Source organism: Chryseobacterium sp. SC28 (assembly GCF_003932955.1).
GTDB lineage: Bacteria > Bacteroidota > Bacteroidia > Flavobacteriales > Weeksellaceae > Epilithonimonas.
The window spans coordinates 74,901-85,913 of the sequence record NZ_QOVY01000013.1; the positions used below are offsets into that span (position 1 = coordinate 74,901).

Below are 11,013 nucleotides of genomic sequence, written 5' to 3' on the forward strand. Positions count from 1 at the left end.
AAGGCTTCAAAGTTTCTCTAATTATAATTTTTACTTGATTTTATTTTGTATTGATTTTTAGATAAGGATTTGATGTTGCAATTATTGTTGATGTTGAAGTTTTCTAAAATATTGGTTTAAATTAGTTGCTCAAAGCGGATGGGAAGGTCGTGAATTCTTTTACCGGTTGCATTGAAGATCGCATTGGCAATGGCAGGAGCCATGCCCACGACACCGATTTCACCAACGCCTTTTACTCCTAAACTATTTACATCCTGATCCTCTTCATCTATAAAGAGAACCTGCAGATCATTGACATCTGCGTGAACAGGGATATGATATTCCGCAAAGTTGGCATTCATATATTTGCCATAACGGTGGTCTAAAATAGTCTCTTCGTGAAGTGCTTTGCTAAGACCCCAGATCATACCGCCGAGAATCTGGCTTTCGGCAGTTTTCGGGTTGATAATTTTCCCGGCAGCCACTGCTGTTACAGCTCGGCTCACTTCTATCGTTCCCAACTCTTCATCAACTTCCACCTCAACAAAGACTGCGCTATGGGCTGCTTTGGCTTTTTTGCCCGCAGTCAGCGGATTAGGCATCGCAGAGCTGCTTGCTTTGATGCTTTTAGCGTTTGAGGCTAATATTTCTTTAGTGCTAATTTTAAACTCGGGGTCATGTTTATGCATGATAAATCCGTTCTGAAATATAACATCGTTAAACCGGATGTTGCTCCAAGAAGCATTTGAATCTTTTGCTTTTTTGAAAAGCTTTTTGTTTAAAGCCCGGCAAGCATTTTGCACAGCCGGCCCGACGGTTGCGGTAGTAAACGATCCTCCCTGTATCGGTGCGAACGGCATTTTACTATCGGCATACGAAAATGTGACATTTTCAATTGGCAGACCCAATTCGTCAGCGGCAATCTGCGTCATTACGGTTAGAGTTCCGGTGCCGATGTCTGTGACCGCACTTTTGATTTCAGCTGTGCCGTCAAGATTCATAATAGCCTCTGCACGACCTAAAATCCTGTTGGCTTCCCAAATTCCCGTTGCCATTCCGTATCCGACGAGTTTATTACCTTTTTTAATACTTCGCGGTACAGGATTTCTTTTTTCCCATCCGAATTTTTCCGCGCCCCGGAGATAGCAATTTCTCAATTCCTTGCTGGAGAACTCTCTACCACTGCTTTTGTCGATATCCGAATAGTTGATAAGTCTGAGTTCCAGAGGATCAATATTCAACTGATAAGCTATCTCGTCCATCGTGATTTCTACTGCATGCATTCCGGTGCTTCCCCCAGGAGCCCTCATATCCAGAGGGCTGTAAACATCCAGCGGAATGATTTCGTGTTTTAGCAATGTGTTTTCAGCCGGATAGAGCATATTGGCCCAGTTTACAACATTTTCTACATAATCTTCGAAACGCGAGGTTTCGGCTAATGCTTTGTGATAAATAGCGTTTATCTTGCCGGCAGAGTCCGCTCCGAATTTAAGATGTTGGAGTGTCGGTGGCCGGTGTCCGATTATATACATCTGAGACCGGTCTAAAGTGACACGAACGTTTCTTTTCAAAGTCAGGGATGCCATCACTGCCATAAAAAGTTGGTGCAGCGGACGCAGACCCGCTCCAAAAGCACCTCCCACGAAGGGCGAGATTACTTGCACATTCTTCATTTTGAGGCCAAAAACATTTGCTACGTACAACTGAGAATTGATGGTTCCCTGAGTTTTATCGTATATCGTCAGCTTATCCTTGCCTTCGTAGATCACCGTCGAGGCACACAGCTCCATAGGATTGTGATGTTCCGTGCTATGAGCAAACTGCAAATCAGTTTTTATGAATGAATTTTCGTACGCTTTCTCAAAGTCGCCCGCGGGTTTCGGAGGAGGGGGCTTTAGCATTGTTGCAAACCCTTTCTTAGCCGTGCGTGCTTTATCGACATTTTCTCTAAGATCAGTCGAGAATTTCTCTTCTTCGTAGATCACTTTAAGTTTTTGCGCGCCGAGCCTTGCCATTTCGAAGGTTTCCGCAACAACCAAGGCAATGGGTTGACCATTGAATTTTACATTATTATCTTTCAAGGGTTTAAAAACTGTACCCGGCGGTGAATCCATGTCTGCATATTGGAGGTCGAACCATGCGGTTGAGGGCTTATTTTCGTGTGTGAAAACTTCTACCACGCCTTCCATTTTTTTCACTTCAGAACTATCTATAGATTTAATTCTACCCTTTGTGATGGTGCTGCCCACGATGTAACCATAGAGTAGATCCTGTGCATCATATTCTCCGGCGTACTTGGCAGCTCCTGTTACCTTGAGGTGTCCTTCGAGGCGGCTTACGGCTTTCCCCACCGACTGTATATTATTCATCTGTTGTTGATTTAAAATTAAAATTTATAAAGAAGGTTTGGCGCCCGGGCGTTGAGAGTCCGGATTCAATGCCATCATGCAGTTTCTGAGAATTGCTCTGTGGGCCAAGTTGATCTTGAAACTATTATGTTCGAAACCTTTGGCGCCGGCCAGTATAATTTCTGCCGCCGCACTGAAGTTCTCCCAACTGGCCTTTTTATTGATAAGAAAATCTTCCGCTTCGATTACTCTCCAAGGTTTATGAGCCACGCCTCCCAAGGCAATTCTGACATTTTTGATGACATCATCATCTGCCAGTTCCATAGCTGTAGCAACGGAGACCAACGCAAATGCATAGGAATTTCTGTCTCGCAGTTTTAGGTAGGAATAATTTTGGGAAAAGCCTTTTTCAGGCAGATCAATACTCGTGATAATATCTCCTTTTATCAAATTATTGTCGATTTCCGGAGTATCTCCCGGAAGCCTATGAAAATCTGCAAAACGCAATGTACTGTTTCCGTTTACTCCCGAAATATTTACTGAAGCATCTAGGGCAGAAAGTGCTACACACATATCAGAAGGAAAAACGGCAATACAACTGTCGCTGTGACCCAAGATTGCGTGAATGCGGTTGTAACCATCAATCGCGGAGCAGCCACTACCCGGTGCTCTTTTATTGCAAGGCGTTTGAACATCATAGAAATAATAACATCTGGTTCGCTGCAGCAGATTTCCTCCATTTGTTGCCATATTTCTAATCTGGGGAGAAGCCCCTGCTAAAATTGCTTTGGACAGCAAGGGATATTTTTCTTCAACAAGTGGATGGTAGGCTGTGTCTGCATTGGTAAGCAAAGCACCCATCCGCAATCCTCCGCCAGGAAGCTCCTTCACTTCACGAAGACCCGCAATCCCGTTAATGTCCACTAAGGTGTCAGCTTGCGTAACAAAATATTTCAGAAGATCTATAATATTAGTTCCACCTGCGATTACCTGATTGTTGTTGTGTTCGCTTACTAATGAAGTAGCATGATCTATATCGGAGGCTTTTTGATAGGCAAAATTATTCATAGGACACACTTTCTTTGACTGCCATTACAGCATTTATTATTCCTTGGTTGGCACCGCATCGGCAGAGATTGCCGCTCATCAATTCTTGGACTTCTTCCCGGGTAGTGGCCTTGTTTTCGTTTAACATTCCAATAGCGCTGCAAATCTGTCCGGGCGTGCAGTATCCGCATTGGAAAGCATCGTAATCAATAAATGCTTGCTGAAGAGGATGAAGCCGGGAATCTGACGCAACACCTTCGATGGTAGTGATTTCCACTCCTTCATTCATTACAGCCAGTGTGAGACAACTCAACTTTCGCTTGCCGTCTATCAAAATGGTGCAGGCACCGCATTGTCCGTGATCGCAGCCTTTTTTGGTTCCCGTAAGATGAAGGTTCTCGCGGATGGCATCCAGCAAAGAAACCCACGGCAAAACTTCTAAATGATAATGTTCACCATTTATTTGGAGGTTTACTGATTGTTTTTCATGATTTGACATACTCTTTAATTTGGGAAAAGTCTTACAAAAAAGAAACCATTATAAAACAATAATGGTCAATTTGGAATCGTTATTAATAAGGTATTGAATCGTTCGAAGATTTAGATTAATCCGAGAGAGCCATCCGTATTTTGTCTGGGGTGATAGGTAAATCTTTCATCCGCAAACCTATTGCATTATAAATTGCATTGGCAATAGCCGGAGCCGTACCAATGATCCCCACCTCGCCCAATCCTTTTGCACCGGAGGGATTGATATTCGGATCCGGCTTATTTATAAAATAGACTTCAATAATCGGCGCATCGGCATTGACCGCAAAGTGATAACCCGCCAAATCGTCGGCTACCAGAGTGCCTAATCGGGAATCAATTTTATTTTCTTCCATTAGAGCCATACCAATGCCCCCGACAGCGGCGCCGGATATTTGATTGGCTGCTGCTTGCCTGTTGATGATTTTTCCGCCATCGGCTACGACAACCAGTTTTTCAATCTTTACAATGCCGGTTCTTCTGTTGACACGCAGTTTGCAAAAATGTGCAGAGGAAGAACAAAAGGCATATTTTTCGCGCTCTTTTCCGGGCTTTGAAGACACTTCGATACGTACCTCCTCAATATCATTTTTTTTGAACAGCTCTTCGTAAGGAATAGGCTTTCCATTACTATTCCTAAGGCTGATTCCTGTATCAGAAAGCAGAATATCGTCCAGAGTGACACCTTCAAAATTAGGATTAAAAGAAATTGCATATTTTGCCAGTTGTAGTTTCAATTGATTACTGGCATCGAAGACGGCACCGCTGACCGACGATAAGCCTGTACTCCCACCCTGACTGGGCGCGGGCGGAAGCGCGGAATTGCCCAGCTCGATGTATATTTTATCTTTAGAGATGCCTGTAATTTCGTGCGCAATATTCTGCATCCCGGTTCCGGTACCGGTGCCGATGTCTGTCATCGCGGTCTGCACAATTATGGTGCCGTCTGGGTGCATAATAATTGCAGCTTTGGCTTCTCTTCTGCCGGCGTTCCACATGCCGATAGCCATTCCGTAGCCGACAAACCAGTCTCCGTCGGCTATATTTTTAGGAACGGATTTTCTGGAAGACCAACCAATCATTTGGGCGCCTTTTTTCATGCCTTCATCAAGGAAATGAGTCGACCACGGCAATTTCGAATCGGGATGAATATCTAGTGATATATTTCGTAACCTCAACTCCACCGGATCGATGTTTAATTTATAGCTTAATTCATCTATCGCAGATTCCAAAGCGAAAATGCCGGTACACTCGCCCGGACCCCGCATCCAAGTTGGTGTACTGAGATTCAGAGGTACGCTTGCAAACTCGGTTTTCAAATTGGGAAATTTATAAATCAGCCTTGTGACCCGCGTAATGCCTTCTTCAAATTTTTCGTATTTCGAAGTTTCGTTTTTTGCTTGATGAAGGATTCCCAAAATACTTCCCGAGGCATCGGCACCCAATTTTATTCTTTGCCAAGATGCGGGTCGATAGCCCGTAGAAGCGAACATCTGAGTCCGGGTAAGCATCAGTTTTACAGGTCGATTAACTTGTTTGGCAGCCATCACGGCAGCTAAAACGTGAGGCCATACCCGCAAGCCGGATCCAAAACCTCCGCCAACAAATTCGCTAAAAACTTCTATGTTTTCCGGGGGAAGTTCAAACAGGTTTGCAAAAACCTGCTGTACATTGTTGACACCTTGATTTTTATCGTATAAACGCAAAGTACCGGAACTGGTCCATTGGGCAATCGTTGCATGCATTTCCATTGGATGATGCACCTCTGCCCGGATATTGTACTGCCCATCTACGATGAAAGGTAAACTTTCCCACCTATCAGCACTTCCCCTTTCTTTGCCTTCTGTTTTCAAAGGAATTGACTCTTTAGCAGAATCAAAATCGACCTCGAAGTTATCTTTCTGATATTCAGTTTCTACGAGCGAGGCGGCAAAAGTAGCATCTTCTAAAGTGTCTGCAATGACTAAGGCAATGGGCTGTCCTTTAAAGAAAATTTGATCCGTATGGAAAATGGGCAAGCCAAATTTGCTTTTTTTTATTTTTTCTTCAGTGGCAAAGCCCGGCACGGAAGGTTTGTGAAGATGAGTCAGGATATCAATTACCCCTTCGACGTTTTTTGCTTTATCGACGGAAATCGATTTTATTTTGCCTGCCGGAATCGTACTACCCACCAAAACAGCGTAGCAAACATTTTTCACCTCGTACTCGGCGGCATATTTTCCACTACCCGTTACTTTGTCAACACCTTCAACACGTCCTTCAGGTCTGCTGCGTTTTAATTTCAATAATTCGATGAATCCCATAATTTTTTTTCTTTTTAATTTACACCTATAATTTATGGATGAAGGCAATCTTTCAGCGCGGTGACAATTGCCCCTTGAAGCATTGGTATCTTGTATTGATTTTGGGTCAGCGGGATTAGATCTTTAGTGGCCAATCGGGATGCCTGTTCGAAAACATCTTCCGAAGCACGCTTTCCTTCCAAGAATTTTTCAACTTCAAACCAGCGCCACGGTTTATGAGCTACTCCTCCCGAGGCAAGCCTGGCTTGTCTGATTCTTTTACCGTTTAAATCCAGAGCCGCTGCAACCGAAATCAGTGCAAATGCATAGGAAGTGCGATCTCTTAGTTTTACATACGTTGAATGTTGAGCAAAATTGTTTTTAGGTATTTCTATTTTTGTAATGACGGCATCTTGAGGTAAATTATTATCGAGCCATGGCGTATTTTCAGGTAGCTTATGGAAATCTTTGAAAGGAATTTTAATTTCCTTTTGATCCTTAGTAAGTGCTGTGACGCTCGCATCCAAAGCGGTCAAAGCGACACAGAAGTCTGAAGGATGCACCGCTACGCAATGCTCGTTGTACCCCACGATGGCAGCTGTCTTGTTGTAACCTGCTGCTGCGCTGCAACCACTGTTGAACTAAACCTCCGGTAGCTTTTCCCATTCGCCGTTTTAGTAACTTTGTTTTTATTAACCCTAAAAAAACATATAAAATGGCTACAAAAAAAAATCTCCGGAGGATTTAAGGACCAACAAATTCCTGAATCGTGCCTCGAGCGAAGTTAACGGTTTTGCCGAACTCCTGCAACGCTTTGAAAGAAATATTTCCATCCTGGGCAGAAGCAAGCGTACCTTCGACAATTATTCCAGGCACGTTGCAGCCTTAGCGCTTCATTTCGGTAAGGTCCCTACCGAATTAGACCCGGAAGACATCAAAGATTACCTTTTTGAACTTCAAAAGCGATCAAAAACCCCTTCTCAGTCGTACTTTAAACATACCGTTTACGGACTGCGGTTTTTGCTGAAAACCGAAGGTTTGCCCTACAGCTACCTCCATCTTCCCGCGATTCCAAAAGTGAAAAAACTTCCCACTATTTTAAGCCGTGAAGAAATCTGGCGAATGCTTCAAAGTGCTGAACTCCTGAAACACAAACTGCTCATCGGCCTGATCTACGGTTGCGGACTGCGCTGTATGGAAGTAAGGAATATCAAGCTTCACACCCAAAACGCTGCTCAATAAATGCCGGTGCTGCAAGGAGGGAAACCTGGTAACCATTGCCGTTTTCGGGCAGCGCGGTTCGCCGCAGGACTTTCTTTTCGTCACCCAACCTTTGTCTGCAAAATAACCTTTGCGGGTAAGGGAAGCTGTGCCCTACAGCCAGTAAAACCCCGCAGAAACCACTGCCAAAGGCTACCCAACGCTACAAAAAAAGCAGTCCTTCCGAAAAAACTGCTTTGCACCTCTAAATTCTAAAAACGACATCCCCATAAGAGGACCATCATACTGCTGAAAAGCTACCGGAGCTTCCGTTCAACGGGCTTTCATTTCTTGTCTTGCAGACAAAACGAAAGCTTAGTTATTATCTGTAGTTTCTTTATTTTTCATATTCAAAAATGTTCTCACTTATGAATTTTATGTCTCTTTTAGGTGCATCATTTGAAATTAGTAGCACAAAATTATTGTTGTTAATAATTGTATCCTTTATATAATATTTTTCAGCATCAAATTTCTTTTCTTTAGGGTTTAATAATATAAAATACTCATATGCAGGGTCTGTTGTGCGAGCGTAAAACAGTATATCCTTTATTTTAGTGTTTTGTTTTTTCAGTTTTTTATATTCTTTATTATTAAAAGCAAATTTAAAATCTCCGAATGTTAATGAATTAAATTTTGCGTCAGAATTATAAACACTTTGATAGCCTCTTTCGTTGCCTAAATTTGTTTTCTTTGATAAATTTGAAAAAGGTGAGCAACTCAGTACGAAAAATAGAAAACTTATTAAAATCAATTTATATTTCATTTTATACGGTTTTGTTTGTGAAATTACAGATAACGGAAAAAGTATTTGCGAAGGGCGGGCTAAATTTAACTGCAAGTTCAATTTCGCCTGAACGAAGCAAATTGCTTTTTCGTGGAACTAAATTACAAAAAAATGTGGAACGAAAAGCAAGTTGCGACTAAATGCTTCGGGTTTTTCTATTAGCGATTCAACCCCGCCTTTTGCAAATACTATGTTGAACTAAACCTCCGGTAGCTTTTCCTATTCGCCGTTTTAGTAACTTTGTTTTTATTAACCCTTAAAAAACATATAAAATGGCTACAAAAAAAAATCTCCGGAGGATTTAAGGACAAAAAAATTCCTGAACCTTGCCTCGGGCGAAGTTAACGGTTTTGCCGAACTTCTGCAACGCTTTGAAAGAAATATTTCCATCCTGGGCAGAAGCAAGCGTACCTTCGACAATTATTCCCGTCACGTTGCAGCCTTAGCGCTTCATTTCGGTAAAGGCCCTACCGAATTAGACCCGGAAGACATCAAAGATTACCTTTTTGAATTTCAAAAGCGATCAAAAACCCCTTCTCAGTCGTACTTTAAACATACCGTTTACGAACTGCGGTTTTTGCTGAAAACCTAAGGTTTGCCTTACAGCTACCTCCATCTTCCAGCGATTCCAAAAGTGAAAAAACTGCCCACTATTTTAAGCCGGCAAGAAATCTGGCGAATGTTTCAAAGTGCAGCTGGAAACGCGGGAAACTCCAGGCTCTGCAATCGGATTTAAAGATCAAGATCCCGGAGGTAACACCCAAAACGCTGCTCAATAAATGCCGGTGCTGCAAGGAGGGAAACCTGGTTACCATTGCTGTTTTCGGGCAGCGCGGTCCACCGCAGGACTTTATTTTCGTCACCCAACCTTTGTCTGCGGAATAAACTTTGCGGGTAAGGGAAGCTGTGCTCTACAGCCAATAAAACCCCGCAGAAACCACTTCCAAAGGCTACCCAACGCCACAAAAAAAAGCAGTCCTTCCGAAAAAACTGCTTTGTGTATCTAAATTCTAAAAACGACATCCCCATAAGAGGACCATCATACTGCTGAAAAGCCACCGGAGCTTCCGTTCAACGGGCTTTCATTTCTTGTCTTGCAGACAAAACGAAAGCTTAGTTATTAGCTGTAGTGTTTTCTATTTAAGAGCCTCTTGTATAATTTTTTCAAGTTGATTTCTGTCAGAGTTTTCATTGTCCAAATAGATTATTTTTCCACTCTTATCAATTACAAATATTGTTGGAAAAACATAAACTCCGTAATCTTTTGCAACCAAATTACCATTCGTAAGAACTGGATATTTTAGCCCATATTTTTTGTAGAATTCATTAATTTTCTCATCAGTATCATATGCATTAACGCCCAATAAAATAAAATCTTTGTCTTTGAATTTCTTATGTAACTCGTTCAAAAAGGGAATACTTGAAATACAATATCCACAATTTTTTATCCAAAAATCTAACACAACAACTTTTCCTTTCAGTTCGTCTAAACTAAAAGTTTTCTTTGTATCAAGTTGATTAAGCTTCCAATTTGGGGCTTCTGAACCCAAAGATAGCTTTGTAATTTGCGACAATTTTTCAGCTTTTTTATACTCTTTTCTATAAGTTGAGTAAAACCAAGAATTTTCATTCGGAGCTATTGGTTTTATATTCAAGTTTTCAAAACTTGTTTTTATGAAATCGGAATTTTTATCGTTAGACTGAATAATTTCTTTTGGAAAGTAAGTTTTGGTATCAATTAACAAAGTATAGATAAAATTATAATCGGTTTCCATTTTATCAAAATCTTCTCCTAGATTTTGTATTCTTCTTTTTCCTATATTTATTTTTACTTTTTTGTAAGTTTTACCACTTATTAAAGTGTCGATTACAGATTTATCCGAACTATTATCGGCAATAATGATGGGTAAAATATTGCGAAGTGTCAAAATTGAATTATAGAAATAACTTTTGCTTCCAAAATCTTCTTTTTTAATATTATTTTGAATTTCAGAGGTTTTATCTTCTTTGATTAAAGAAAAATATTCAGTACCGTTAAATACATCAATTGAACTTGAGTTAGTAATTTGAAATTTAGTGCCGATTGGATTATCGTGTAAATCGAAAAAATAATAACATTCCCATTTGGAAATTGCATTGTAATTATTGGAAGGATAATTCAATTCTCTTGTCAAATCATAGCTCAGAGAATTTATTTTTTCTAATTTTTCGTACGTTTTTTCTAAGACTTGATTTGCGCTATTTTTATCTTGAGTATAAGCAAGATTGTTGCTGAGAAGTAGTGTTATGATTATTAAAAAATATTTCATCATTTTTATTTAGTTTTTTTAGGCAGGGATTTTTTTTTAACATTCTGACTAACGTTAAGTTTTTACTTTGATAATCAATTAGTTATACTTTAGTGCGTTTTACTATTTGATTATCAAAATTAGTAAAAATAATCGTTAGCGGCTAAAAACAACTTCGTTTTCGAGTAGGGGAATTACAGCTAACGGAAAAAGTATTGGCGAAGGACGGGCTACTTTGCTGACAATTTCAAAGGAAGACCGAACCTGAGCAAAATGCTTTTTCAGATTTCTAAATTACTAAAAAAAGAAATATGAAAAGCATTTTTGCGGATATTGTTAACTGAATTCTCAAAGACAATATTCACCCCGTCTTTTGCCTATACAATGTTGAACTAAACCTCCGGTAGCTTTTCCTATTCGCCGTTTTAGTAACTTTGTTTTTATTAACCCTTAAAAAACATATAAAATGGCTACAAAAAAAAATCTCCGGAGGATTT

10 protein-coding genes and 1 pseudogene are annotated in these 11,013 nt (G+C 40.7%); 3 read left to right on the forward strand and 8 right to left on the reverse strand.

Annotated elements, in window-relative coordinates:
• Positions 1–116: 116 nt before the first annotated feature.
• The 5 genes from DTW91_RS08830 to DTW91_RS08850 all read right to left on the reverse strand — a co-directional run bounded on the left by DTW91_RS08830 (position 117) and on the right by DTW91_RS08850 (position 6,774).
• Positions 117–2,348: a xanthine dehydrogenase family protein molybdopterin-binding subunit gene (locus DTW91_RS08830; RefSeq protein ID WP_125203028.1), complete on the reverse strand. Its 2,232-nt coding sequence runs from the start codon at positions 2,346–2,348 to the stop codon at positions 117–119.
• A 24-nt stretch (positions 2,349–2,372) separates the two neighbouring features.
• On the reverse strand, positions 2,373–3,395 hold the full coding sequence (locus DTW91_RS08835) for an FAD binding domain-containing protein (RefSeq protein WP_125203029.1): 1,023 nt from the start codon (positions 3,393–3,395) through the stop codon (positions 2,373–2,375).
• A complete protein-coding gene (locus tag DTW91_RS08840; RefSeq protein WP_125203030.1) occupies positions 3,388–3,873 on the reverse strand; it encodes a (2Fe-2S)-binding protein in 486 nt (161 codons plus the stop codon). Before DTW91_RS08840 ends, DTW91_RS08835 begins: the two co-directional genes overlap by 8 nt.
• A gap of 106 nt (positions 3,874–3,979) precedes the next feature.
• Entirely contained in the window at positions 3,980–6,205 is a 2,226-nt protein-coding gene (locus tag DTW91_RS08845; protein WP_125203031.1) for a xanthine dehydrogenase family protein molybdopterin-binding subunit, read from the reverse strand.
• Positions 6,206–6,237: 32 nt separating this feature from the next.
• Positions 6,238–6,774 carry an FAD binding domain-containing protein gene (locus DTW91_RS08850; RefSeq protein ID WP_125203032.1) on the reverse strand — a complete coding sequence of 179 codons (537 nt, stop codon included), beginning with the start codon at positions 6,772–6,774 and terminating at the stop codon, positions 6,238–6,240.
• Positions 6,775–6,988: 214 nt separating this feature from the next.
• Here DTW91_RS08850 and DTW91_RS13065 point away from each other — a divergent pair.
• Both DTW91_RS13065 and DTW91_RS13070 read left to right on the forward strand, forming a co-directional pair.
• Positions 6,989–7,195: pseudogene (locus DTW91_RS13065) on the forward strand (phage integrase N-terminal SAM-like domain-containing protein); the annotation flags it as partial.
• Between the two features lie 9 nt (positions 7,196–7,204).
• Positions 7,205–7,426, forward strand: coding sequence for a hypothetical protein (locus DTW91_RS13070; protein ID WP_184909213.1), 222 nt, complete (start codon positions 7,205–7,207; stop codon positions 7,424–7,426).
• A 355-nt stretch (positions 7,427–7,781) separates the two neighbouring features.
• Here the strand turns inward: DTW91_RS13070 and DTW91_RS08865 are convergent, their stop codons facing one another.
• Positions 7,782–8,207 (reverse strand): hypothetical protein, encoded by a 426-nt coding sequence (locus tag DTW91_RS08865; RefSeq protein ID WP_125203033.1) that lies wholly within the window; start codon positions 8,205–8,207, stop codon positions 7,782–7,784.
• 322 nt (positions 8,208–8,529) lie between these two features.
• Positions 8,530–8,661 carry a hypothetical protein gene (locus DTW91_RS12960; protein ID WP_262696668.1) on the reverse strand — a complete coding sequence of 44 codons (132 nt, stop codon included), beginning with the start codon at positions 8,659–8,661 and terminating at the stop codon, positions 8,530–8,532.
• On the opposite strand from DTW91_RS12960, the gene DTW91_RS12865 reads away from it, so the two are divergent.
• Positions 8,620–8,820, forward strand: coding sequence for a phage integrase N-terminal SAM-like domain-containing protein (locus DTW91_RS12865; protein ID WP_262696670.1), 201 nt, complete (start codon positions 8,620–8,622; stop codon positions 8,818–8,820). The genes DTW91_RS12960 and DTW91_RS12865 overlap by 42 nt on opposite strands.
• 544 nt (positions 8,821–9,364) lie before the next feature.
• Here the strand turns inward: DTW91_RS12865 and DTW91_RS08885 are convergent.
• On the reverse strand, positions 9,365–10,540 hold the full coding sequence (locus tag DTW91_RS08885; RefSeq protein ID WP_125203034.1) for a peroxiredoxin family protein: 1,176 nt from the start codon (positions 10,538–10,540) through the stop codon (positions 9,365–9,367).
• Between the last annotated feature and the right edge of the window lie 473 nt (positions 10,541–11,013).

What these genes read in the sequence shown, in the direction of transcription:
- DTW91_RS08830 (WP_125203028.1), bottom strand. Translation starts at nt 2,348, where the DNA reads ATGAATAATATACAGTCGGTGGGGAAAGCCGTAAGCCGCCTCGAAGGA.
- DTW91_RS08885 (WP_125203034.1), bottom strand. Translation starts at nt 10,540, where the DNA reads ATGATGAAATATTTTTTAATAATCATAACACTACTTCTCAGCAACAAT.
- DTW91_RS08840 (WP_125203030.1), bottom strand. Translation starts at nt 3,873, where the DNA reads ATGTCAAATCATGAAAAACAATCAGTAAACCTCCAAATAAATGGTGAA.
- DTW91_RS08835 (WP_125203029.1), bottom strand. Translation starts at nt 3,395, where the DNA reads ATGAATAATTTTGCCTATCAAAAAGCCTCCGATATAGATCATGCTACT.
- DTW91_RS08865 (WP_125203033.1), bottom strand. Translation starts at nt 8,207, where the DNA reads ATGAAATATAAATTGATTTTAATAAGTTTTCTATTTTTCGTACTGAGT.
- DTW91_RS08845 (WP_125203031.1), bottom strand. Translation starts at nt 6,205, where the DNA reads ATGGGATTCATCGAATTATTGAAATTAAAACGCAGCAGACCTGAAGGA.